The following is a 21186-nucleotide window of genomic DNA, read 5'->3' as shown; positions in this document are numbered from 1 at the left end:
GTGCGGCGGGTCAGGCGCGGCGACGCGCCAGCAGCACCACCGCGGCGACCACCGCCACCGCCGCGCCCAGCAGCGGCCACACCCCCAACGCGTCCACCACGCCGACCAGCCAGGACTGCACCGCACCGGCGGCCCGAATCACCGGGTCGTCGGGGCCGGCGTCGGTGAAATACAACCGGATCTCGTAGTAGCCGTAGTAGGTCACATACAGACCGGTCAGCAGCACGATCACCCCGGCGATGCGACCCACATACGGCAGCACCCGGCGCAGCGCCGCGGTCGCCGACGAGCCGGCCAGCGCCACGGCCAACGCCGCCACCCCGACCGTGATGCTCATCCCGGCCGCGTAGGCGAGAAACGCCAGCACCCCGGTCAGCGTCGACCCCTGCTGGAAGGTGGTGCTGATCACGGCGAGAAACGGTGCGACCGTGCACGATAGCGACGCCGTCGCATAGCCCACCCCGTAGCCGTACATCGACCCCAGCCGGGCCGTCGGTGTTCCGCCGGCGGCCCGCGGCAGCACCACGGTGATCTCCCGACCGGCAAGCAGCCACAGCGCGGTCCCGATCAACACCACCCCGATGACGACGGTGGCAAACGGCAGATACTTTTGCGCCGAGGCGATCACCGGGGAGATCACCAGCCCGAACACCCCGAACACGGTGAGGAATCCGGCGGCCATCGCCACGGTGGCCGCCCCGGCGCGGGCCACCGCCACCGGCCGCGCGGTGTGCTGGCTGCCGGCGATCACCAAACCCAAATAGCCGGGCAGGAACGCGAACCCGCACGGGTTGAGCGCGGCGACCAACCCCGCGCCCAGGGCGAAACCCAGCGCCGCGGTGTCGATCACTGGCCGGCCAGGGCCCGTACCCGCGCGGTCAGCTCGGCTTCCGGGAGCGACCCCTTGACCACGTCGACGCCGCCGTCCTTGGACACGAACGCATAGGCCGGTTGGCGGGTGACCCCGAATTTCGCCCACACCGTCGCGTCGGTGTCGGCGAGTTCGGTGAACGCGTCCAGGTGATATTTGCCGACGAACTCCTGCAGCGCCGGCAGTTGGTCCTGGGCGCCGACGCCCACGAACGTCACCGTCGGGTTCGCCGCGGCGACCCGGCCCACCATCGGTGCTTCGCGCTGGCAGGTGGGGCACCACGGCGCCCAAAACCACAGCACCGCGGGTCGTCCCCGCAAGCTTTCACCGGAAAACGGTTGCCCGGCCAGGGTTTTCGCGGAGAACTGCAGCTGGCTTCCGGCCCCGGTGCCGCCCTGGCTGGCCGGTGTCGAGCTGCACCCCCCGAGCAGCAGGACCATCGCGGCGGTGAGCAGGGCGAACAGGCGGGTCATCACGAGTCCTTCCGAGTCGGGCACAGGCCGATCTACTACCTACGTACGTAGATAGTAGATCGTAGGTGGCGTCGCGTCGGCGACCGGGAGGACGAGTTGGCCCGATCTTCGCAAGCCGTTAACGCACGGCGCAGACACGCTTTAATCTCAGCACGCATGGCGCACGGCACGCTGGAACACACCGCCGACATCGCGGCACCACCGGATCGCGTCGCCGCGTTCCTGGCTGACCTGGTCAACTACGCGGGCATCCATCCGATGCTGGTGACCGTGCGCCGGGTGGCCGGCGGCACCGACGGCGCCACGAAATACCTTGCCCCGCACCGCATGCGGCTGCACGGGGTGCCGATCCGGTTCACCTGCCGGGTCGAGCTACGCACCGATGGCCGCGGCACCATCTGGACGCACACCCGGCAGCGGCCGGGCATCGACATGCGCGCCACCATGACCGTGTGCCCGCACGGCGACGGGTCGCGGGTGCACGAGCGGGTCGAGGTGCGCGCACCCCGGCTGCTTGTGCGCACCGTGCTGCGCGACGGCGGCCGCTCGCACGCGGCGATGTGGGACAACTTGGCCCGGCACTTCCCGGGCTGACCGGTGCGCCGGGCAGGTGCATGCTGGTAGCCATGACCACCCGAAACGAGATCACCGAACAGATCGTGCTGGCCCGGCTGGCCCAGGGGTTGAGCTGGCAGGAGCTGGCCGACGCGATCAAGAAACCGGTGGTGTGGACCACCGCGGCGTTGCTGGGCCAACACCCCATCCCGGCGGAGTTGGGCAGCGTCCTCGTCGAGATGCTGGGCCTGGACCCGTCGGCGGTGCCGGTGCTGGCCGCACCGCCGATGCGCGGCGGGCTGCCGACCGCGGTGCCCACCGACCCGACCATCTACCGCTTCTACGAGGCGATCCAGGTCTACGGCGGTGCGCTCAAGGAACTGATCCACGAGCAGTTCGGCGACGGGATCATGAGCGCGATCAATATGAGCGTCGACCTGCAGAAGAAGTCGCACCCGTCGGGCGACCGGGTGGTGGTGACCTTCGACGGCAAGTTCTTGCCCTATGACTGGGTGAGCGCCGAGGCCTGAGGATCCGGCCCGCCCGGTGCGGGTGGCGCGTTACCCTCGATCGGTGACCTTCGGCGGCCCACAACCGGCTCCCGGCTGGTGGCTGCCCGCGTCCCCGCCGCGCCCGTCGCCGTGGCCGCGGCTGGCGCTGGTGGCCGCCGTCGTTGCCGCGGTGCTGGTCTCCGGCGTCGCGGTTGCGGCGTGGCGGGCCACCGGGCACCGGCACGACGCCTACCGGCCGGGGGATTGCGTGGTGGTGGAGGCCTCCACCGGCGGCGAGTTGCACGCCAGCCGGGCCCGCTGCGACACCGACCCCAGCTTCACCGTCGCCAAGCTGGCCAATCCGGCCGGCGGTTGCGCGCCGTCGGGCTACGACCGGTTCGCCCCGCCGTCGGCCGACGACCGCACCGGGCATCTGTGCCTGGTGCCCAACCTCGTGGCCGGGCACTGCTATCGGCTGGGTGTCGCGGTGGGGGTGTGGAACCTGGTCGACTGCACCGGCGCCGGGCCGGCGACCATCCGGGTGACCCAGCGGCTCGACACCGACGACGCGCGGGCCTGCGCGGCCGGTGACCAGCTGCCGGCCCGCAGCTATCCCGCTCCGCCGCGCACCTACTGCCTGGGGCTGGCCACCTGAGCCATGGCAGCGCAGCAGAAGCGCGTCGACCTGGTCCTCTCCGGTGGCGGCGTGAAGTTCATCGGGTTGGTGGGCGCCGTCGTCGCGCTGATGGACGCCGGCTATTCGATCCAGCGGGTGTCGGGGGTGTCCGGCGGTTCGGTGGTCGGCGCGATCATCGCGGCCGCCGCCAAGGGCGACCAGCTGACCGGCGACCAGGTCAAAGAGCTCGCGTTCTCGGTGCCGCTGCGCAAATGGCGTGATGCGGGACCGATCCCGATCGTCGGTCCGGCCTGGGGATTTGTCCGCGACACCGGCTTTTACCGCGGCGACGTCGCCCACGACTGGATCCGCAGCGAGCTGCACAACCTGGGTGTGCGCACCTTCGGTGATTTGATCTACGACGACGCCAGCCTGCGGCCCGAGCGGCGCTACCGGGCGGTGGTCAGTGTGGCCGATCTGACCGCCGCGCAGCTGGTGCGGCTGCCGTGGGACTACCGCCGGGTCTACGGGCTGGATCCCGACGAACAGTCGGTCGCCGATGCGGTGCGCGCCTCGATGGCGGTGCCGTTTTTCTATCGCCCGGTCACCTTGACCAACGCCGCCGGCCGCAAATCCACCCTGGTCGACGGCGGGGTGCTGTCGAACTTCCCGATCGACTCCTTCGACCGGCCCGACGGCCGGCCCCCGCACTGGCCGACGTTCGGGGTCACGGTGGTGCCGACGATCAACGAGGGGCTGGGCGAGGTGTTGCCGGGCGTCAAACCGCTGCGCTGGTTGGGTCAGGTGTCGCTGCTGGAGAGTTTGCTCACCACCATGCTGGTGGGCCATGACCAGACCCACCTGAATCAGCCGTGGGTCAGCGTCCGAGCGATCAAGGTCGACTCGACCGACGTGGGGGTCTTGGACTTCGGGGTGTCGCGAGCCCAGCTGGAGGCGCTGTACGCCAATGGCTACGCCGCCGCCGAGGAGTTCCTGTCGACCTGGGACTGGCCGGGGTATCTGGAGCGCTTCCGGCGCTTCCACGAACTGCCCCCGGAACCGCAGACGACCTAAGACCGGCCTAGCCGCCGAACTCGGCCTCGATGCCCTCGATCCCGGCGCGCAGCGCCGCCAACCCGGCCGCCCGAGCCCGCAATTTGGACGCGGCGTGCGCGCCGCGGTGCAGGTTGGCGAACTCGCCGGCGGCATCCATCGCGCGGGTCAACACCGCGTCGGGCAGCACGATCTCGTCGAGCCAGCCGGTGGCGACCGCGGTTTCACCGAAGAAGGTGTTGGCCAGCCCGACGGCCTGCTGGAAGGCCGACGGGGTGAGCCGCAGCTGCATGATCGCCAGCGCCGCATGCGGCAGGGTCATGCCGATCGCGACCTCGTTGGCCTGGATGTTGTAGGCCGGCGCGGCCACCCGGTGGTCGCCGCTGCACAGCAGAAACGCCCCCATCGCGATCGCGTGCCCGGTGCAGGCCATCACCACCGGCTTGGGATACGACAGCAGCCGGTACGCCAGCTCGAACCCGCCGCGCAGCATGTCGATGGCCGGCTGCGGCTCGCCGGAGGTCAGCACCTTCAGGTCGAAGCCACCGGAAAACACCCGCTCGTTGCCGGCGATCACCAGCGCCCCGACGTCGTCGGCGTCGGCGGTGTCCAGCGCGGCGTTGATGGCCTGCTGCATGGCCGGCCCCAGCGCGTTGACCTTGCCGTCGTCGAGCGTGATGACCGCGACGGACTCGTCGCGGCGATAGCTGACCGGGCCTGCCGTCGTCATCTCAGTTGTGGTGCTTGCCGAGTTCGGCTTCGGCGTCGCCCCAGTGCAGGCTGACGTCGGTCGGCTCGTCGTGTTCGCGGCTGCGCCACCGCTCCTGGGTTTCCTTGACCGCCTGCTGGATCCGGTCGATCTCGCTGCGGAACACGTCCGGGCGGGTCTCTTTGCTGGCGTAGTGGAAGTAGGTGAGCACCCCGCGCAGCAGCTCCAGCTTCTGCTTCTCCCGTTTGGCCAGGTCGTGGGTGGTCATCAGCTCGATGCGCTGCACCGGCGGCAGATCGTTCCAGTCCAGCACCACCTTGGACTCGAATTGCTCCCGCCCGCCTTTGCCGAACAGCCCGCGGGTCCGCTCCGGGCTGCCGTAGTAGGTGACGGCCCCGGCGAAATGCGACTCGATGGCGTCGCCGAGCTCGGCGCGGTCGATCGCCGAATCCCACACCGTGCGCCACTCCTGGCCCGGCGCCAGCACCGGGATCTCGCGGGGCAGCTTGAGCGGGACGACGTCGGCGTAGCCGTCGGCGGCGGTCTCGTACTGGGCGACGCTAGGCGGATGCGGGAAGGCGAACTGCACGTCGTAGGCCGGCGTCTTCCCGAAGTTGCGCACCACCAGCTCGATGACGTGCCAGTCGGCGGCGTGCGGCTCCATGTACATGCCCACATGCGGCCGGGTCTGCTCCAGCGTGACCCGCCGGTTGCGCTGCAGCTGCCGGTGCACGTAGAGCAGCGCCACCACGCCGAGCAGCAGCGCCGCCCAGGCGGCCCACGCCACCCAGGAGCCGGCTCCCATCTCGGTCAGGCTGTGCCAGCGGTCGTCGATCCACCCCGTCGAACCCACCCACCGGTTCTACCACAGCTGCCGGGGCGCCCGATGCACGGATTGGAACAGGTCAGCCGCCCATCAACAGGTGCCACTGCTCCAGGTCGGCGGCGCGGTAGACGTAGTTGGAGCGCTTCACCTCCGACAGCGACGCGCTGGGGTCGCTGGAGTACCAGTGCCCGGGGAACACCGTCGGGTCACCGGGCAGCGCCGCCAGCTGCTGCAGGCTGCGGTACATCGCGTCGGAATCCCCGCCGGGAAAGTCGGTGCGCCCGCAGCCGTCCAAAAACAGCGTGTCGCCGGCCACCAACCGGCCGTCGAGCAGGAAACACTGGCTGCCCGGGGTGTGCCCGGGGGTGTGCAGCAGCTCGATGTCGACGGCGCCGACGGCCACCTTGTCGCCGTGCTCGTGCGCGGTGAGATCCGTCATGGAGATGCCGGTGATCCGCGAAACCCACAGCGCCTCATGGGTGTTCACATGCACCGGGACGCTGACCCGGTCCAGCAGCTCGGCCAGGCCCTTGAGCTCGAAGCCCATCATCGAACCGCCGACGTGGTCGGGGTGGTGGTGGGTGACCAGCACCCCGGACAGCCGCATGCCGTCGCCCTCCAGCACGTCGAGCAGGTCCCCGGCGGCGTAGGCCGGGTCGACCACCACGGCGTCGCCGGTCTGCCGGTCCCCGATCAGGTAGGCGAAGTTGCGCATCTGGGTCGCCATCATGTCGCCGGCGGCGAAATCGCGACCCGACAGCAGCTGGCGGAAGTACAGCCGATCTGACTCTGGCATGCCCTCAAGCCTAGGACACGGCGACGCCGACCTGCGGTTTGGCGACGCTGCGGCCCAGGCTGTACCCTCTTCTAGGCCCGCGGCATCTGCGACTGATCGCTGCGGGTGACGCCCCCTTAGCTCAGTCGGCAGAGCGTTTCCATGGTAAGGAAAAGGTCAACGGTTCGATTCCGTTAGGGGGCTCGGTGGACGCCGGGCAGGCTGGCGGCGATACCCGAGGCGATGTAGCTCAGTTGGTTAGAGCGAACGACTCATAATCGTTAGGTCGCCGGTTCAAGTCCGGCCATCGCTACAACGCAAGCACGGCAATTGTCAGAAAGAGGGCAGCCAAAGTGGCCTCCAGCACCGATGTACGGCCGAAGATCACGCTGGCCTGTGAGGTGTGCAAGCACCGCAACTACATCACCAAGAAGAACCGCCGCAACGACCCGGACCGGCTGGAGCTGAAGAAGTTCTGCCCCAACTGCGGCAAGCACCAGGCTCACCGCGAGTCCCGGTAGGCCGCTGCCGTCACAACGCAGGCTGACTAGGTGAGGTTCTAAGGCTCGTGGCACTGTCGCCGAAGCTCGTCGGGACGCACTACCGGTATCCCGAGCATTACATCGTGGAGCGGGAAAAGATTCGCGAATACGCCAAGGCGGTCAAGGTCGAAGACCCGTCCAGCTACGACGAGCAGGCCGCCGCCGACCTGGGCTACCACGGACTGCTGGCCCCGCTGACGTTCATCTCGGTGTTCGGCTACACCGCGCAGCGCGCGTTTTTCGAGGACTCCAACATCGGCATCCAAGACGCCCAGATCGTCCAGGTCGACCAGGTGCTGAAATTCCTGCGGCCGATCGTGGTGGGCGACAAACTGTACTGCGACGTCTACGTGGATTCGGTGCGCCGCGCGCACGGCACCGACATCATCGTGACCAAGAACATCGTCACCAACGAGGCCGGTGACGTCGTCCAAGAGACCTACACGACCCTGGCGGGCCGTGCCGGCGAGGGAGAAGAGGGCTTTCAAGATGGCGCTGCGTGAGTTCAGCTCGGTGCAGGTGGGCGACAAACTGCCCGAACGGGTCATCCCGCTGACCCGCGCGGACCTGGTGAACTACGCCGGGGTATCCGGGGACCTGAACCCGATCCACTGGGACGATGACATCGCCAAGCAGGTCGGGCTGGACACCGCGATCGCGCACGGCATGCTGACCATGGGCCTGGGCGGCGGCTACGTGACGGCGTGGGTCGGCGACCCCGGCGCGGTCACCGAGTACAACGTCCGCTTCACCGCGGTGGTGCCGGTCCCCAACGACGGCAAGGGCGCCGAAATCGTCTTCAACGGCCGGATCAAGTCGGTGGACGCCGAAACCAAGTCGGTGACCATCGCGCTGACCGCCACCACCGACGGCAAAAAGATCTTCGGTCGGGCCGTCGCCTCGGCGAAGCTGGCGTAGACCATGCCGCTGAAAACCAACGTCCTGGGCATGAGCTGGCGTTACCCCGACTGCTTTGTGGTGGGCCGGGAGAAAATCCGGGAATTCGCCAAGGCCGTCAAGGCCGAGGACCCGGTCAGCTTCGACGAGGACGCGGCCGCCGAAGCCGGCTACGACGCGCTGGTCGCCCCGCTGACGTTCGTGTCGATCTTCGCCAAACTGGTTCAGGCCGACTTCTTCCGCAGCGTCGACACCGGGTTCACCACCATGCAGATGGTCCAGGTCGACCAGAAATTTCTCTACCACAAGCCGATCACGGTCGGTGACCGGCTCTACGCCCAGATGGACATCATCTCGGTGGAGGAGCGGTTCGGGGCCACCGTCGCGGTGACCAAGAACCTGTGCACCAACCAGGACGGTGAGCTGGTGCTGGAGGCCTACACCACGATGATGGGCCGCGAGGACGACAGCTCGGTCAACCTGAAGTGGGACGTCGAGAGCGGTCAGGTCGTCAAAACGGCCTGATTAGTAACCAGCACCAGCGTCGATGTACACTCGGACCTCGGGGTTTTCCCAGTATTAGCGCGCTTTCCGTGAGCCAGCCGAACGGAGGGCGCGCTAGTTATGAGCGCCGGCGACGATGCGGAGCAACGCGAAGCAAAGGGGCGGCGCCTAGGTAGAGTCCCGGCTTTGCGCGGGTTGGCCTGCCAACCGCGAAGGGGCGTAGCTCAACTGGCAGAGCAGCGGTCTCCAAAACCGCAGGTTGCAGGTTCAAGTCCTGTCGCCCCTGCAGACGAAGGCGTGCCATGGTGGACACTGGAGGGTACGCACGAGCAGACGAACGAAGGAGCATGCGGTGAGCGACGAGCGTGACGGTTCCGACGCCGCAGCTGACGGCGGCGAAACCGGCGACACCGTCGAACACGGTGGCCGCACGGCGGTGGCCACCCGTCCGCAGCGCCCCACCGGGAAGCGGTCCCGGCAGCGCGCGGCCGACGCCGCCGACACCGAGGCGGCCGCCGAGACAACAGACTCCACGGACAGCTCCGACACCGAAACCACGAAGACCAAGAAAGCCGGGAAAGGTAAGAAGACCAAGAAATCGGCGGGCGCGGTTAACCCGTTCGCCTACGTCTACAACTACCTGAAGCAGGTCGTCGCCGAGCTGCGCAAGGTGATCTGGCCCAACCGCAAGCAGATGATCACCTACACCTCGGTGGTGCTGGCGTTCCTGGTGTTCATGGTGGCGTTGATCGGCGGGGCGGACTACGGGTTCGCCAAGCTGATCATGCTGGTATTCGGCGAGTGAATCGCCGGTGCGACGAGCTGAAGTTATAGAGAGGACTGACAACCGTGACTACCTTCGACGGCGATACGCCCGCGGGTGAGACGGTCGACATCGAAGAGGCCGAACCCGACACGGCCCTGACCGAGGCGCCCGCGGCCGACACGGCCGAAGAGGCCGAAGAGGTTGACCCCGCGGTGGCGCTCAAGGCGGAGCTGCGCAGCAAGCCCGGCGACTGGTACGTCATCCACTCCTACGCCGGCTACGAGAACAAGGTGAAGGCCAACCTCGAGACCCGTGTGCAAAACCTCGACGTCGGCGACTACATCTTCCAGGTGGAGGTGCCCACCGAAGAGGTCACCGAGATCAAGAACGGGCAGCGTAAGCAGGTCAACCGCAAGGTGCTGCCCGGCTACATCCTGGTGCGGATGGACCTGACCGACGACTCGTGGTCCGCGGTGCGCAACACCCCCGGGGTCACCGGGTTCGTCGGCGCGACCTCGCGGCCGTCGGCGCTGACGCTGGACGACGTCGTGAAGTTCCTGCTGCCCCAGGGTGCGGCGAAGAAGCCCGCCAAGGGCACTGGGGGCACCGCCACCACCGCCGCCACCGAGGGTGGGTTGGAGCGGCCCGTCGTCGAGGTCGACTACGAGGTCGGCGAGTCGGTCACCGTCATGGACGGCCCGTTCGCGACGCTGCCGGCCACGATCAACGAGGTCAACGCCGAACAACAGAAGCTCAAGGTGCTGGTGTCCATCTTCGGTCGCGAAACACCTGTGGAACTGAACTTCACCCAGGTCTCCAAGATCTAGAACACAGTACGGAAGGACAGCAACACCCATGGCCCCGAAGAAGAAGGTCGCCGGGCTGATCAAACTGCAGATCGAGGCGGGTCAGGCCAACCCTGCGCCGCCGGTCGGTCCGGCGCTCGGTCAGCACGGCGTCAACATCATGGAGTTCTGCAAGGCGTACAACGCCGCCACGGAGAACCAGCGCGGCAACGTCATCCCGGTGGAGATCACCGTCTACGAGGACCGCAGCTTCACCTTCGCGCTCAAGACGCCGCCCGCGGCCAAGCTGCTGCTCAAGGCCGCCGGGGTGGGTAAGGGCTCGGCCGAGCCGCACAAGACCAAGGTGGCCAAGGTCAGCTGGGACCAGGTGCGCGAGATCGCCGAGACTAAGAAGGCCGACCTCAACGCCAACGACGTCGACGCCGCCGCCAAGATCATCGCCGGCACCGCCCGGTCGATGGGCATCGCCGTCGAATAGTGCCTGTTGACTCTGCGCTGACGGTGCAAAAGTGCGAGTAAGCACCGCCGTGAACGCAGACTCAACGCAAAGGAAAGCGTGGGAGGGCCAGCTTCGGCCCGCCAACCACAACCAACCACGAGATTGGATTAGCACATGAGCAAGAACAGCAAGGCCTACCGCGCCGCCGCCGAGAAGGTGGACCGCGCCAACCTCTACACCCCGCTGGCGGCCGCCAAGCTGGCCAAGGAGACGTCGTCGACCAAGCAGGACGCGACCGTCGAGGTGGCGATTCGGCTGGGCGTCGACCCGCGCAAGGCCGACCAGATGGTGCGCGGCACCGTCAACCTGCCGCACGGCACCGGCAAGACCGCCCGGGTCGCCGTGTTCGCGGTGGGGGAGAAGGCTGAGGCCGCCACCGCCGCCGGCGCCGACATCGTCGGCAGCGATGACCTGATCGAGAAGATCCAGGGCGGCTTCCTGGACTTCGACGCCGCGATCGCCACTCCCGACCAGATGGCCAAGGTCGGTCGGATCGCCCGGGTGCTGGGGCCGCGCGGCCTGATGCCCAACCCCAAGACCGGCACCGTCACCGCCGACGTCACCAAGGCCGTGAACGACATCAAGGGCGGCAAGATCAACTTCCGGGTGGACAAGCAGGCCAACCTGCACTTCGTCATCGGCAAGGCCTCCTTCGACGAGGCCAAGCTGGCGGAGAACTACGGCGCCGCCTTGGATGAGGTGCTGCGGCTCAAGCCGTCGGCGTCCAAGGGCCGCTACCTGAAGAAGGTCACCATCTCCACCACCACCGGCCCGGGTATCCCGGTCGACCCGTCGGTCACCCGCAACTTCGCCGAGGCCTAGTCCCCGCGACGCCTGACCGGCGTGTCGCGTCGGGAGATTCACACTCGGCGCGGGACAGCTAGCCCGAGCATTCCGCGATGCGGCGGCGCAGGAACGCCTGCGCCGGCGCGGAGCCGTGGGCTTCCAGCGCCTTGCGATACCAGCTCAGCGCCTCGGCGCGCCGGCCGGCGCGGCGCAGCAGGTCGGCGCGGATCGACGGCACCAGGCGCGCCAGCCGCGGATCGTCGGCCACCGCCGCCAGTGCGGCCAGCCCCGCCTCGACGCCGTCGCGGAACCCGACCGCCAGCGCCCGGTTGGCCCGCACCACCGGGGAGTCGGTGAGCGCCAGCAGCCGGTCGTAGGCGGCGCAGATCGCCCGCCAGTCGGTCTGCTCCCAGCTCGGCGCGGTCGCGTGCAGCGCCGCGATCACGGCCTGCGGCAGATACGGCCCGGTCGACCCCTGCGCGCGGCGCAGCCGATCCAGCCCACGGGCGATGCGCTGCTGATCCCAGCGGCGGCGGTCCTGCTCGTCGAGCGGGATCAGGGCCCCGCCGTCGTCGACCCGGGTGGCGCGCCGCGAATCGTGCAGCAGCACCAGCGCGGCCAGGGCGTGCGCGTCGGGTTCGGCCGGCATCAGCCGGCACAGCTCCCCGGCCAGCCGCACCCCCTCGTCGCACAGTTCGTCGCGGATCGCCGACGGGCCGGCCGTCGAGAAGTAGCCCTCGGTGAACACCGAATAGATGCAGGCCAACACGTGCGGGGTGCGTTCGGGCAGCAGCTCGGCCGGCGGCACCCGCAGCGGGATGTTGGCGCGGCGCACCTTGGTTTTGGCGCGGGTGATGCGCTGCCCGACGGCGGACTCGGTCTGCAACAGCGCCCGGGCGATCTCGGCGACGGTGAGCCCGGACACCAGCCGCAGCGTCAACGCCAGCTGCGAGGTCCTGTCCAGCGCCGGATGCGCGCAGGTGAACATCATCCGCAGCTCGTCGTCGTGCACCGGATGCGGATCGGTGTGCTCGGTGCGGGCCCGGATCTGGTCCACCATCGCCGCCAGTTCCTTTCCGGGACGCACCGATTCGCGTCGCAGCCGATCCCGGGCCCGGTTGCGGGCCACCGTCACCAGCCAGCCGCCCGGGTTTTCGGGGACGCCGTCGCGCGGCCAGCTGCGCAGCGCCTCGGCGCAGGCTTCCTGGACGGCGTCCTCGGCGACGGTCAGGTCACCGGACCACCGGGCCAGCGCGGCGACCGCCGCACCCCATTCCCGGCGGAAGACGCCGTCCAGGTCGGCCATGCGCGCCCGTTACAGCCCGGAGACGCCCGCCAGTTGACGCACCGCCACGGCCGAGGCGGGGATCATCGCCGCGAGTTTGACGGCCTCGTCGCGGTCGGCGGCCGACAGCAGATAGAAGCCGGTGGCGATCTCGGCGCCCTCCGCGTAGGGTCCGTCGGTCAACAGCAACTGGCCGTCGCGCACCCGCACCGTTGTCGCCGTCGCGGGGTCGTCTAGTGCTGCGCCGCCGCGGACGTGATCGCCTGCGGCAGCGGCGAATTCGCCGTGCCGGGCGGCCTCGGCCTGCCATTGTGGACTGCCGGGGACGTTGGCGTGTTCCGGCGGCTCCAGCAGCAGCGCCAGCCACTGCGCGTCGCCGCTGCGTGACCATCCCGCGTCGACGGTGTGGTAGACCGGCCGCACCTCGACGGTGCCGAACGCGGCGACCGGGATGTCGCGGGCGAACGCCAGCGCGTCGTCGAGGTTGTCGGCCTCGAAGACGTAGTACCCGCACGCCACCTCGGCGCTCTCGGCGAACGGGCCGTCGGTGATGGTCGGCGCGTCGGGGCCGCCGGTGATGCGCACGCCGGTCGCCACCGGGGTCAGCGCGTCACCGGCCCGGATCGCCGACGCCGTCTTGGCGTGGAACCGCTCGAATTCGGCCATCCCCGCGGCCCGCTCGTCGGGGTTGCGGTCCCGTTCCTGGCTGCTCAATAGGGCGAGGTACTGCATCGGTGTCACCTCCGGGGTAGGGGAGCGGAACCCGTGTCCCACTCTCTACCTATCCGACGAACGGCGCAGCCCGAATCCGACACCGGCTTCGTGCCCCGGCGTTCGTGACTGTGCGGCCTGATACGCCAGGTGGGCGTGTCGCGTATGAAACGGCACCCTCGGCACAAGCCTGGGGCTACGAGACCGCGCCCGGCTTGAGGTAAGTGACCAAGCTCACATCGAGGCTTTCGTCGGTGAAGTAGTACTCGCAGCCACGCAGGTAGCGCATGTAGCGCTCGTACACCTCTTCGGACTGGATCGCGATGGCCTTGTCCTTGTTGGCTTCCAGGGTGTCGCCCCAGATCCGCAGCGTTTTGACGTAGTGCGGCCGCAGCGACATGGCCTCGGGCACCACGAACCCGGCCTTCTCGCCGTGCTCGACCATCATCTCGGTGGTGGGCAGTCGCCCGCCCGGGAAGATCTCGGTGACGATGAACTTGATGAACCGCGCGGTTTCGAAGGTGATTCTCTTCCCCCGGGCGTTGAGGTCGTACGGGTGGTAGCTGACGCTGCTTTGAATGGTCATCCGCCCGTCGTCGGGCAGGATCTCAAAGCAGTTCTTGAAGAAATCGTTGTAGCGTTCGTGGCCGAAGTGCTCGAAGGCTTCGATGGACACGATCCGGTCCACCGGTTCACTGAACTCCTCCCAGCCGTGCAGTTCCACCCGATGGGTGCGGTCGCTGTCGACGGTGTCCAGCAACTGCTGGGCGCGGGCCTGCTGGTTCTTGGACAGGGTGAGGCCGATGACGTTGACGTCGTATTTCTCGATCGCCCGTTTCATGGTGGAGCCCCAGCCGCAGCCGATGTCCAGCAACGTCATTCCGGGCCGCAGATCCAGCTTGTCCAGGTTCAGGTCGACCTTGGCGATCTGGGCTTGCTCCAGGGTGAGGTCCGGCGGCTCGAAGTAGGCGCAGCTGTAGATTCGGTTCGGGTCCTGGAATAACCCGAAGAAGTCGTCGGAGATGTCGTAGTGGGCCTGGATCTCTTCGAAGTGCGGCCGCATTCGGGTCCTGCGTGACGTGTTCTCCGGCATCTGTGCTTGGTCGCCTTCCCCATGATCGCTCACTGGTGCTAAGCGCGTTTGCCCGTGGACGTTAGCGTAGGTCGATTCTGCAGCATACCGAGCGGAGAAACGCCAACTTCAGCCATGACACCGTTTCGCGGCCATACTGTGTCATACTGCCGCCCCGCGCGGTTGCCCAGGCGCCAGCACCGCGACCCGCTGAGCCCCCGATTTGCCCCGGACAGAACGACTTCGACGCCGGCTACTTTTGCAGCGTGAACTGGTGGACGTTGGTGTAGCCGTCCACGAAGAGCTCCACACAGCCGGTGAGGTACTTCATGTAGCGGTCGTACATCTCCTGGGACTGCGCGGCGATGGCTTCTTCGCGGTTGCGTTCCAGGTTGGCGGCCCACTCCCGCAGCGTCCGCGGATAGTACAGCCGCCCGATCGCCTGCTCCTGGCCCAGGATGAACCCGGCTTTGGTGGCGTGTTCTTCGACCAACGCCACCGACGGCAGCTGCCCGCCCGGGAAGATCTCGGTCATGATGAACTTGGCGAACCGGGCCTTCTCGAACGTCAGCGCGAGGCCGAGTTCTTTCGCCTCGCTCATCTTGACCGCGGTGATGGTGTGCAGCAGCATCCTCCCGTCGTCGGGCAGCGCGTTGTGGGCCATCTCGAAAAACGCGGGATAGCGTTCGTGGCCGAAGTGTTCGAACGCCCCGATCGACACGATGCGGTCGACCTGGTCGTCGAATTCTTCCCAACCCTGTAGCCGCACCTCGACGGTGCGCTGGGTGGGGACCTTCGCCAATTTCGCGATGGCGTAGTCGCGTTGGCGTTCGCTGAGCGTGAGCCCGACGACGTTGACGTCGTAGTTTTCCAGTGCCCGCTGCATGCCGTGACCCCAGCCGCAGCCGATGTCGAGCAGCGTCATCCCGGGTTGCAGCCCCAGCTTGCCCAGCGCCAGATCGAACTTGGCGTTTTGGCCCTCGTCGAGGGTCATATCGTCGCGTTCGAAATAGCTACAGGTGTAGCCCATCGTGGGGCCCAGGAACAGCTCGAAGAATTCGTTGGAAATGTCGTAGATCGACTGCAGTTCTTCGTACTTCGGATCTAATTTGGTCATCCTTACTTGCGCTCCCACTGGTTGCGGTTTGTTCGGCGACCCGGGTTAGGGTACTCCCTGATCGCCGCCGCGCGGGGAGCCACAACGACGCCGGGGGCCATTACGTCCGGATGCTATTTGGTCAGCGTGAATTGGTGCACGCTGGTGTAGCCGTCGCGGAATAGCCGCACACAGCCGGTGAGGTATTTCATGTAGCGGTCGTAGACCTGCTGTGACTGCACCGCGATGGCCTGGTCCTTGTGGGCTTCCAACGCGGCCGCCCACAGCTGCAGCGTCCGCACGTAGTTGGGCCCGATCTCGTGCGCCCGGGCCACGTCGAAACCGGCCGCGGTGGCGCGCTCTTTCACCATCGGCACCGTCGGCAGCCGACCACCGGGGAAGATCTCGGTCAGGATGAACTTGTTGAACCGGGCCATCTCCATGGTCAACGGAAGACCCCGCCGTTGGCAGTCGTCCTGGGTGATCGCGGTGATGGTGTGCAGCAACATCGTCCCGTCGTCGGGCAGCGCGTTGTAGGCCATGTCGAAAAACGCGGGATAGCGTTCGTGGCCGAAGTGTTCGAACGCCCCGATCGACACGATGCGGTCGACCCGCTCGTCGAATTCCTCCCAGCCCTGCAGCCGCACCTCGACGCTGCGCCGGGTGGGGACCCGGGCCAGCTTGGCCAGCGCGTAGTCGCGTTGGCGCTCGCTCAAGGTCAGCCCGATGACGTTGACGTCGTAGTTTTCCAGTGCCCGCTGCATGCCGCCGCCCCAGCCGCAGCCGATGTCGAGCAGCGTCATCCCGGGTTGCAGCCCCAGCTTGCCCAGCGCCAGATCGAACTTGGCGTTTTGCGCCTCGTCGGTGGTCATATCGTCGCGGGCGAAGTAGCCGCAGGTGTAGCCCATGGTGGGGCCCAGGAACAGCTCGAAGAATTCGTTGGAAATGTCGTAGATCGACTGCAGCTCTTCGTACTTGGGATTTAACTTAGGCATGCTTCCTAAGCCTCCCAGCCGCGGGCGGATTCGGCAAGTGCCTAAAGGCCTCGAATCGGTCAGTGCCCGTCGGCGAAGGTGGTCTTCAGCTCGCCGACCACCTGATCCCACAGCTCCTCGGGCAGTTCGTGGCCCATGCCGTCGATCAGCACCAGCCGCGCGCCCGGGATCGCCCGCGCCACCGCCCGCCCACCGAACGGCCGCATCAGCTTGTCGGCGCGGCCGTGGATCACCACCGTCGGCGCGGTGATCTGCCGGTCGTAGCGGACCAGGCTGCCGCTGCCCAGGATGGCGCCGAAGTGGCGGGCGATGCCCCACGGGTAGAAGCTGCGCTCGTAGCTTTCGATGGCCTCGGCCCGGATCCGCTCCTCGGGCGCCGGGTAGCCGGGGCTGCCGATGATCCGGGTGACCCGCACCGCGTTGTCGACGATCACCTCCCGCGGCGAATCCGGCGGCGGTCCGGTGAGGATCGCCAGCAGCGCCCGCGGCGCCGGCGGCGGCAGGAACGGCTGGTTGTTCGACGAGAAGATCACCGCCAACGAGCGGGTCCGGCGGGCGAAGCGGGCCGCGAAGACCTGGGCGATCATGCCGCCCATCGAGGCGCCGACGATGTGGGCGCGGTCGATGCCGAGGTGGTCGAGCACCGCGGCGCCGTCGTCGGCCATGTCCTCCAGCGTGTACACCGCGGGGCTGCGCAGCCCCAGAAACGACCGGATCATCCGCACCGGCAGCAGCCCGCCGGCGTGCCGACGGTCCAGCTTGCTGGACAGGCCGACGTCGCGGTTGTCGTACCGGATCACCCGCAGGCCCTGCGCGGCGAGCTTCTCGCAAAAGCCGGTGCGCCACAGCAGCAGCTGCGCGCCCAACCCCATGATCAGCAGCACCGCGGGGTCGTTCGGGTTGCCCATGTCCTCGTAGTAGATGTCCAGCTCGCCCGAGCGCGCGGTGCCGCTGCGGATCTCCACGGTTACGCCTCCGCCCCGTCGGTGTGCTCGCGGCTGACCTCGACCATGAAGTTGGCGAAGTACCCGGTCAGCTGCGGGTCGGACATCATCTGCCAGTTGGGGGCCAGCAGCTTCATGTAGCGCTCCACGTAGAGGAACTGCTTGCCGATCAGCACCAGCTCGCGGGGCAGCTTGACGTCGTAGGCGTCGGCCAGCGCCGACAGCTGCTTGCCGATCTCGGCATAGGACATGTCGCCGAGCGTCTTCATGGTCAGCGGGGTGGAGAACGCCTCCAGGTCCTTGGCGGCCTCGGCTTCGGGTTTCAGGGTGCCGACCGCGCCCATCAGGACGACGATCTTGCCGGCCGCGGCGTGGTCCTTTTTCACCAGCAGCGCATGCACCAGTTCGCGCAGCAGCCACCGGGTGCGCGGGTCGATGCGGCCCATGATGCCGAAGTCCAGAAACACCACTCGGCCCTGATCGTCGACGAACAGGTTGCCGGCGTGCAGGTCGCCGTGGAACAACCCGTGCCGCAGCCCACCCTCGAAGGTGGCGAACAGCAGCGCCTTGACCAGCTCGGTGCCGTCGAAGCCGGCCTTGCGGATGGCGGCGGCGTTGTCGATGCGGATGCCGTGCACCCGCTCCATGGTCAGCACCTTTTCGCTGGTGTAGTCCCAGTGCACGTCGGGCACCTTGATGTTTTGGCCCAGCGGGGAGGCATGCAGGTGCGAGACCCAGGTTTGCATCGACTGCGCCTCGATGCGGAAGTCCAGCTCCTCGGCGAGGTTGTCGGCGAAGTCGGCGACGACGTCTTGGGCGGACAGCCGCCGGCCGAGTTTGGCGAACTCGACCAGCTGGGCGAACCGTTTGAGGATCTGCAGGTCGGCGGCGACCCGGCGACGGATCCCGGGCCGCTGGATCTTGACGACGACGTCTTCGCCGCTGTGCAGGGTGGCGAAATGCACCTGCGCGATCGACGCCGACGCGACCGGGGTCTCGTCGAAGCTGGCGAACAGCTCCGCGGGTTCGGCGCCGAGCTCCTCGAGGAACAGCTGGTGGATCTCGGTGGGATCGGCGGGGGGCACCGCGTCGAGCAGGCTGCGGAACTCGCGGGACAGCGGTTCCCCGAACGCGCCCGGGCTCGACGCGATGATCTGGCCGAATTTGACGTAGGTGGGGCCCAGATCGGCGAAGGTCTGCGGGATCTCCTTGATGACCTTCTGCTGCCAGGGGCCGCGGGCGGGCAGTTTGGTGAGCACCCGAAGGCCGGTGCGGGCCACCTGCCATCCGGTCGCGCCGATCCGGACCGCCTCGACCGGCAAGGGCACCCGATCGAGCTTGGCTACCTCGCGGTGTTTGGTCGAAGTCATTGTTGCAGTCTGCCAAATTGGCGATGACATCTTCGAATCTGGCGTGAGCCCCGTCACGTCGCGATCAGAGCAGGCCCGCGATGTCGATGAACGGGCTGAGCAGGTCGCCGGCGGCGAACGCGACGCCTTCGCCGAGGCTGGCCAGCGCGAACATGCCCGCCACCGGCAGGATCCCGACGTCGGCGGCGATCGGCAAGCCGATGGCGTCGAGCAGGTCACCGGCGGCCAGCTCGTTCACGATGCCGGTGATGTCCAGCGCCGGCAGCGTGGTGACCAGGGCGTTGCCGATGTCGGCCAGCGGCAGCAGCGACGCGTAGCCGGCCGAGGCGGCCGCGCTGACGGCGTTGACCAGCGAATCCAGGCTTACCCCGGGCGGCGGGAAGGAGATGTCCTCGGCGGCCACCGCGGCGATGAACGGGGTCTGCAGCAGGTTCAGCAGCGGGTTGTCGGCCAGCGAGAACACCGACGCCGGGTCCTGCAGGTAGCCGACCACGTCCTTGACGGCGTCGGCGATGCCTTGTTCGGTGCCCGACACCAGCAGGCCGGGCACCTTCTCGAAGTCGGCGAGGCTGGGGAACACCCCCAGCGGGGTGGGCACATCCGGTGCCGAGGTCGACCAGCCGTAGTCGGGGTCGCCGTAGCCCAGGTTCACCAGCACCCGCAGGTCCGGTTCGAGCAGGTCGGACACCACCGGCCCGACCGCCGGGATCGAGCGCACCAGGTCCAGCAGCGGCAGGTGGTCGGTGGGAATCATGTAGTAGGTGGTGGCGCCGGCTTGGCCGATCTCCTCGGCGGTGGACAGATCCATGTTCGGGTACTGGGTGTGCACGAACAAGATGCCCAGCAGCGCGTTGAGGTCCGACAGCAGATTCAGCGGGTACCGCGGATAGTCGGCGAAGCCGTCGTACTCCCCGGTGTAGATGTCGGTGGTGTAGTCGGTGACCGGGGTGGCGCCGCTGAACGTGATGCCCAGGCTGGGGATGGACGGGTTGGTGCCCAGCGCCGGCAGGTCGAAGCGTTCCAGCATGCCGCCGTTGGGGTTGTTCGGGTCGCCGAGCAGCACAAACTTGAGCTGGTCGGGGTCGGCGGTGATGCCGGCGGTGCCGTTTTCGATGTTCTCCATCTCGATGGTGTCGATGGTGGCGCTTTGCGAATAGCCCAACGCGGTGACGGCGTTGCCGTCGGCGAGCTGGTCTTTGATCGCGTTGTTGAGGATGGTCACGCCCTGCGTCACCGAGGTGTCGAACGGCAACTCCTTGGGTCCGATGATCGGATAGAGCCCCTCGGGGGTGGCCAGGCCCTGCAGGCTGCAGGCGGTTGTGCAGTGCAGGTACAGGTCGTTGACGTCGTCGATGTAGACCTGCGGCGGGATCGGCATCCCGCTGCCGCCCATCACCAGATCGGTGCTGTCGGCGAACGCATCCGACGCCGTCAACGCCGCCGACAGCGCCATCGCCCCGGCGCCGGTCCCGGCCAACAGTGCCACCCGCAGCCAGCGTGCACTCATTGCGACCTCCCCACCCGGCGCGCCGAGCCCGGCCCGGCGCGCGCGGCAACCCCTCGCATCTTGCCGGTTAGCTGAGCCGCACGTCGGGCGATTCCGAAAATCAGCTAAGAAAAAGCTGAGGAGCGGCCGGGCCGGCGGCGGCGCTTGTCACCGGTGTCACAACCGTCACGTGCGCACCTGCGGGGAGCAGGTGGTGATGTTGCAAACGGATATCACCGGCGATATCACCGGGCTACCCGGTGGGCCGCCAGGGCGTCAGCCAGGCCGTGGGCTCGGCGCCTTCGTGGCCGGCGATCAGCTCGTACATGGTGGCGCCGTCGATGCTTTCCCGGATGATGTCGGCGTGCCCGGCGTGCCGGGCCAGTTCGCTGATCAGGTGATGGATGACCCAGCGCACCGACCACGCCTCGACGTCGCGGGGAAACCACGGCGCATCCCGCGGCACCGGCACCGCGGCATCGAGCTCGGCAGCCTCGAGTACCCGCACGTCGCCGCCGCCTACACCGACCGCGCCGGGGCGGCCACCCAGCGGCGCCTCGAGCCCTATCAGCTCGTGACCACCGGACGGCGCTGGTATCTGCTGGCCTACGACCGGGACCGGGCGGACTGGCGCACCCTGCGGCTGGACCGGATGGGCGCGGTGCGCGCCGTCGGCAGCACGTTTGCGCCGCGGCCCGCCCCCGACGCCGCGGCGTATGTGCAGCGGGCGATCAGCGTCTCGCCGTACCGCTACACCGCGACGGTGCGCTACGCCGCCGCCAAAGACGTGGTGGCCCGGCACTTCTCGCCGACATCGGTGACGATTCGGGCCGACGGCGCCGACGCCTGTGTGGTCACCGCCGGCGGCGACGACCCGCAGCGCATGGTGGTGTACTTCGCGATGGTCGGTGCCGACTTCGAGATCCTGGAACCGCCCGAGGTGGCCGAGGCCGCCCGCGTCGTCGCGCAACGGCTCGAGGCGGCGGCCGGCGTGCAGACATAAACGCCCCCCGACACGGCCGAAAATTAGGGGCGTTTGCGTCTGCTCGCCGCGCGCG

25 protein-coding genes, 3 tRNA genes and 2 pseudogenes are annotated in these 21186 nt (G+C 68.1%); 16 read left to right on the top strand and 14 right to left on the bottom strand.

Annotation, left to right across the window (positions count from 1 at the left end; genetic code table 11):
* Positions 1-10 precede the first annotated feature (10 nt).
* Together ACAG26_RS02720 and ACAG26_RS02715 are read right to left on the bottom strand one after the other, a co-directional pair.
* On the bottom strand, positions 11-850 hold the full coding sequence (locus tag ACAG26_RS02720; protein ID WP_370479075.1) for a cytochrome c biogenesis CcdA family protein: 840 nt from the start codon (positions 848-850) through the stop codon (positions 11-13).
* A complete protein-coding gene (locus ACAG26_RS02715) occupies positions 847-1344 on the bottom strand; it encodes a protein disulfide oxidoreductase (RefSeq protein WP_370479073.1) in 498 nt (165 codons plus the stop codon). The genes ACAG26_RS02720 and ACAG26_RS02715 overlap by 4 nt, the downstream gene beginning before the upstream one ends.
* 156 nt (positions 1345-1500) lie before the next feature.
* Between ACAG26_RS02715 and ACAG26_RS02710 the strand changes: the two genes are divergently transcribed.
* Genes ACAG26_RS02710 through ACAG26_RS02695 form a run of 4 tightly spaced genes read left to right on the top strand, consistent with a single transcriptional unit; the run spans position 1501 to position 4080 of the window.
* Entirely contained in the window at positions 1501-1938 is a 438-nt protein-coding gene (locus ACAG26_RS02710) for an SRPBCC family protein (RefSeq protein ID WP_370479071.1), read from the top strand.
* Between the two features lie 20 nt (positions 1939-1958).
* A complete protein-coding gene (gene cynS / locus ACAG26_RS02705; RefSeq protein ID WP_370479068.1) occupies positions 1959-2429 on the top strand; it encodes a cyanase in 471 nt (156 codons plus the stop codon).
* A gap of 43 nt (positions 2430-2472) precedes the next feature.
* Positions 2473-3045, top strand: a complete 573-nt coding sequence (locus ACAG26_RS02700; protein WP_370479066.1) for a hypothetical protein — start codon at positions 2473-2475, stop codon at positions 3043-3045.
* A gap of 3 nt (positions 3046-3048) precedes the next feature.
* The gene (locus tag ACAG26_RS02695) at positions 3049-4080 is read left to right on the top strand and encodes a patatin-like phospholipase family protein (RefSeq protein WP_370479064.1); all 1032 of its coding nucleotides are present in this window, start codon (positions 3049-3051) and stop codon (positions 4078-4080) included.
* A gap of 7 nt (positions 4081-4087) precedes the next feature.
* Here ACAG26_RS02695 and ACAG26_RS02690 read toward each other — a convergent pair whose 3' ends face one another.
* From ACAG26_RS02690 to ACAG26_RS02680, 3 genes are all read right to left on the bottom strand, one after another.
* Positions 4088-4789 (bottom strand): crotonase/enoyl-CoA hydratase family protein, encoded by a 702-nt coding sequence (locus ACAG26_RS02690; protein ID WP_370479062.1) that lies wholly within the window; start codon positions 4787-4789, stop codon positions 4088-4090.
* 1 nt (position 4790) lies between these two features.
* Positions 4791-5573: a hypothetical protein gene (locus ACAG26_RS02685; protein ID WP_370479606.1), complete on the bottom strand. Its 783-nt coding sequence runs from the start codon at positions 5571-5573 to the stop codon at positions 4791-4793.
* A gap of 100 nt (positions 5574-5673) precedes the next feature.
* Positions 5674-6390 carry an MBL fold metallo-hydrolase gene (locus tag ACAG26_RS02680; RefSeq protein WP_370479060.1) on the bottom strand — a complete coding sequence of 239 codons (717 nt, stop codon included), beginning with the start codon at positions 6388-6390 and terminating at the stop codon, positions 5674-5676.
* Positions 6391-6500: 110 nt separating this feature from the next.
* On the opposite strand from ACAG26_RS02680, the gene ACAG26_RS02675 reads away from it, so the two are divergent.
* From ACAG26_RS02675 to rplA, 11 genes are all read left to right on the top strand, one after another.
* A tRNA-Thr gene (locus ACAG26_RS02675) sits at positions 6501-6573 on the top strand.
* Between the two features lie 35 nt (positions 6574-6608).
* A tRNA-Met gene (locus ACAG26_RS02670) sits at positions 6609-6682 on the top strand.
* 40 nt (positions 6683-6722) lie between these two features.
* Positions 6723-6890 (top strand): 50S ribosomal protein L33, encoded by a 168-nt coding sequence (gene rpmG / locus ACAG26_RS02665; protein WP_068250576.1) that lies wholly within the window; start codon positions 6723-6725, stop codon positions 6888-6890.
* Positions 6891-6937: 47 nt separating this feature from the next.
* On the top strand, positions 6938-7414 hold the full coding sequence (gene hadA, locus ACAG26_RS02660) for a (3R)-hydroxyacyl-ACP dehydratase subunit HadA (protein WP_370479057.1): 477 nt from the start codon (positions 6938-6940) through the stop codon (positions 7412-7414).
* Complete coding sequence (gene hadB / locus ACAG26_RS02655) at positions 7401-7829, top strand: (3R)-hydroxyacyl-ACP dehydratase subunit HadB (RefSeq protein ID WP_370479054.1); 429 nt, start codon at positions 7401-7403, stop codon at positions 7827-7829. The genes hadA and hadB overlap by 14 nt, the downstream gene beginning before the upstream one ends.
* Positions 7830-7832: 3 nt before the next feature.
* Positions 7833-8333 carry a (3R)-hydroxyacyl-ACP dehydratase subunit HadC gene (gene hadC / locus ACAG26_RS02650; RefSeq protein WP_370479052.1) on the top strand — a complete coding sequence of 167 codons (501 nt, stop codon included), beginning with the start codon at positions 7833-7835 and terminating at the stop codon, positions 8331-8333.
* A gap of 192 nt (positions 8334-8525) precedes the next feature.
* A tRNA-Trp gene (locus ACAG26_RS02645) sits at positions 8526-8598 on the top strand.
* A gap of 66 nt (positions 8599-8664) precedes the next feature.
* Complete coding sequence (secE, locus tag ACAG26_RS02640; RefSeq protein ID WP_370479050.1) at positions 8665-9117, top strand: preprotein translocase subunit SecE; 453 nt, start codon at positions 8665-8667, stop codon at positions 9115-9117.
* Positions 9118-9161: 44 nt separating this feature from the next.
* Positions 9162-9905: a transcription termination/antitermination protein NusG gene (gene nusG / locus ACAG26_RS02635; RefSeq protein WP_370479048.1), complete on the top strand. Its 744-nt coding sequence runs from the start codon at positions 9162-9164 to the stop codon at positions 9903-9905.
* A gap of 28 nt (positions 9906-9933) precedes the next feature.
* Complete coding sequence (rplK, locus tag ACAG26_RS02630; protein WP_370479046.1) at positions 9934-10362, top strand: 50S ribosomal protein L11; 429 nt, start codon at positions 9934-9936, stop codon at positions 10360-10362.
* Positions 10363-10497: 135 nt separating this feature from the next.
* On the top strand, positions 10498-11205 hold the full coding sequence (rplA, locus tag ACAG26_RS02625; RefSeq protein WP_370479044.1) for a 50S ribosomal protein L1: 708 nt from the start codon (positions 10498-10500) through the stop codon (positions 11203-11205).
* Positions 11206-11263: 58 nt separating this feature from the next.
* On the opposite strand, the gene ACAG26_RS02620 is transcribed toward rplA, so the two are convergent.
* The 9 genes and pseudogenes from ACAG26_RS02620 to ACAG26_RS02580 all read right to left on the bottom strand — a co-directional run.
* Entirely contained in the window at positions 11264-12475 is a 1212-nt protein-coding gene (locus ACAG26_RS02620) for an RNA polymerase sigma factor (protein ID WP_370479042.1), read from the bottom strand.
* Between the two features lie 9 nt (positions 12476-12484).
* A complete protein-coding gene (locus ACAG26_RS02615) occupies positions 12485-13186 on the bottom strand; it encodes a YciI family protein (protein ID WP_370479040.1) in 702 nt (233 codons plus the stop codon).
* Positions 13187-13361: 175 nt separating this feature from the next.
* A complete protein-coding gene (locus ACAG26_RS02610; protein WP_370479038.1) occupies positions 13362-14258 on the bottom strand; it encodes a cyclopropane mycolic acid synthase family methyltransferase in 897 nt (298 codons plus the stop codon).
* A gap of 232 nt (positions 14259-14490) precedes the next feature.
* A complete protein-coding gene (locus tag ACAG26_RS02605; protein WP_370479036.1) occupies positions 14491-15354 on the bottom strand; it encodes a cyclopropane mycolic acid synthase family methyltransferase in 864 nt (287 codons plus the stop codon).
* Between the two features lie 113 nt (positions 15355-15467).
* Positions 15468-16328 (bottom strand): cyclopropane mycolic acid synthase family methyltransferase, encoded by an 861-nt coding sequence (locus ACAG26_RS02600; RefSeq protein ID WP_370479034.1) that lies wholly within the window; start codon positions 16326-16328, stop codon positions 15468-15470.
* A 59-nt stretch (positions 16329-16387) separates the two neighbouring features.
* Positions 16388-17293 carry an alpha/beta fold hydrolase gene (locus ACAG26_RS02595; RefSeq protein WP_370479031.1) on the bottom strand — a complete coding sequence of 302 codons (906 nt, stop codon included), beginning with the start codon at positions 17291-17293 and terminating at the stop codon, positions 16388-16390.
* Between the two features lie 2 nt (positions 17294-17295).
* Positions 17296-18642 (bottom strand): ABC1 kinase family protein, encoded by a 1347-nt coding sequence (locus ACAG26_RS02590; protein WP_370479029.1) that lies wholly within the window; start codon positions 18640-18642, stop codon positions 17296-17298.
* A gap of 64 nt (positions 18643-18706) precedes the next feature.
* Positions 18707-20149, bottom strand: a complete 1443-nt coding sequence (locus ACAG26_RS02585) for a PE-PPE domain-containing protein (RefSeq protein ID WP_370479027.1) — start codon at positions 20147-20149, stop codon at positions 18707-18709.
* Between the two features lie 232 nt (positions 20150-20381).
* Positions 20382-20636 (bottom strand): annotated as a pseudogene (locus ACAG26_RS02580) (DUF664 domain-containing protein); the annotation flags it as partial.
* Between ACAG26_RS02580 and ACAG26_RS02575 the strand changes: the two are divergent.
* Positions 20634-21131, top strand: a pseudogene (locus ACAG26_RS02575) (WYL domain-containing protein); the annotation flags it as partial. The pseudogenes ACAG26_RS02580 and ACAG26_RS02575 overlap by 3 nt on opposite strands.
* Positions 21132-21186 lie beyond the last annotated feature (55 nt).

Source organism: Mycobacterium sp. pUA109 (assembly GCF_041287095.1).
Classification (GTDB): Bacteria; Actinomycetota; Actinomycetes; order Mycobacteriales; family Mycobacteriaceae; genus Mycobacterium.
Note: the sequence above shows the minus strand (reverse complement) of the source record. Positions and strands in the feature narration are given on the sequence as shown.

Bases quoted from the DNA above. Each gene is read 5' to 3' on its own strand.
- ACAG26_RS02715 (WP_370479073.1), bottom strand. From the start codon at position 1,344: ATGACCCGCCTGTTCGCCCTGCTCACCGCCGCGATGGTCCTGCTGCTC.
- ACAG26_RS02710 (WP_370479071.1), top strand. From the start codon at position 1,501: ATGGCGCACGGCACGCTGGAACACACCGCCGACATCGCGGCACCACCG.
- cynS (WP_370479068.1), top strand. From the start codon at position 1,959: ATGCTGGTAGCCATGACCACCCGAAACGAGATCACCGAACAGATCGTG.
- ACAG26_RS02695 (WP_370479064.1), top strand. From the start codon at position 3,049: ATGGCAGCGCAGCAGAAGCGCGTCGACCTGGTCCTCTCCGGTGGCGGC.
- ACAG26_RS02690 (WP_370479062.1), bottom strand. From the start codon at position 4,789: ATGACGACGGCAGGCCCGGTCAGCTATCGCCGCGACGAGTCCGTCGCG.
- ACAG26_RS02685 (WP_370479606.1), bottom strand. From the start codon at position 5,573: ATGGGAGCCGGCTCCTGGGTGGCGTGGGCCGCCTGGGCGGCGCTGCTG.
- ACAG26_RS02680 (WP_370479060.1), bottom strand. From the start codon at position 6,390: ATGCCAGAGTCAGATCGGCTGTACTTCCGCCAGCTGCTGTCGGGTCGC.
- hadB (WP_370479054.1), top strand. From the start codon at position 7,401: ATGGCGCTGCGTGAGTTCAGCTCGGTGCAGGTGGGCGACAAACTGCCC.
- hadC (WP_370479052.1), top strand. From the start codon at position 7,833: ATGCCGCTGAAAACCAACGTCCTGGGCATGAGCTGGCGTTACCCCGAC.
- rplK (WP_370479046.1), top strand. From the start codon at position 9,934: ATGGCCCCGAAGAAGAAGGTCGCCGGGCTGATCAAACTGCAGATCGAG.
- rplA (WP_370479044.1), top strand. From the start codon at position 10,498: ATGAGCAAGAACAGCAAGGCCTACCGCGCCGCCGCCGAGAAGGTGGAC.
- ACAG26_RS02620 (WP_370479042.1), bottom strand. From the start codon at position 12,475: ATGGCCGACCTGGACGGCGTCTTCCGCCGGGAATGGGGTGCGGCGGTC.
- ACAG26_RS02615 (WP_370479040.1), bottom strand. From the start codon at position 13,186: ATGCAGTACCTCGCCCTATTGAGCAGCCAGGAACGGGACCGCAACCCC.
- ACAG26_RS02610 (WP_370479038.1), bottom strand. From the start codon at position 14,258: ATGCCGGAGAACACGTCACGCAGGACCCGAATGCGGCCGCACTTCGAA.
- ACAG26_RS02605 (WP_370479036.1), bottom strand. From the start codon at position 15,354: ATGACCAAATTAGATCCGAAGTACGAAGAACTGCAGTCGATCTACGAC.
- ACAG26_RS02600 (WP_370479034.1), bottom strand. From the start codon at position 16,328: ATGCCTAAGTTAAATCCCAAGTACGAAGAGCTGCAGTCGATCTACGAC.
- ACAG26_RS02590 (WP_370479029.1), bottom strand. From the start codon at position 18,642: ATGACTTCGACCAAACACCGCGAGGTAGCCAAGCTCGATCGGGTGCCC.
- ACAG26_RS02585 (WP_370479027.1), bottom strand. From the start codon at position 20,149: ATGAGTGCACGCTGGCTGCGGGTGGCACTGTTGGCCGGGACCGGCGCC.